The organism is Shigella sp. FC1967, from assembly GCF_001743005.1.
Lineage (GTDB): Bacteria > Pseudomonadota > Gammaproteobacteria > Enterobacterales > Enterobacteriaceae > Proteus.
Map to the genome: position 1 here is coordinate 1 of NZ_MIIZ01001279.1, position 425 is coordinate 425.

Sequence of the window (425 nt, forward strand, 5' to 3'; positions counted from 1 at the left end):
AAAAGAAGCCATAGATAAGCTCGCTGAACGTTGGATATATATACAAAACAATAATGAAAGACGACGTATTCGCTGGATCCAAGAAGAAGCAGAATATTTTGAGGGTGAGGGAAAAATAGAAATTGTTTTTGCTGACTCCATAATGCCCTACTTAACTCAGCTTCAAGGTCAATTTACTAAAATCGTGATCAAAAATGTATCAACACTAAAAAGTGTCTATAGCATTCGTTTATATGAGTTATTAATGCAATTTAAAGTGATTGGCGATCGATTGATCAGCATTGATGATTTTCGCTCGATGCTAGGTTTGGACGAAAAAAAAATACGCCACCTTCAAGTCACTGAATCAATGGGTAATAAAACCAGCAATAAAAGAGTTAAACCAGAAAAGCAATCTATCAGTAACAGTTGATACAGTAAAAAAA

General features: G+C 34.1%; 1 protein-coding gene and 1 pseudogene. Both read left to right on the plus strand.

From position 1 onward, the window contains the following. Window positions 1-40: 40 nt before the first annotated feature. Window positions 41-187: pseudogene (locus BHE89_RS26560) on the plus strand (RepB family plasmid replication initiator protein); the annotation flags it as partial. 169 nt (window positions 188-356) lie between these two features. Then, a partial coding sequence (locus tag BHE89_RS26565) for a hypothetical protein (protein ID WP_286146404.1) occupies window positions 357-425 on the plus strand: 69 nt, incomplete at its 3' end.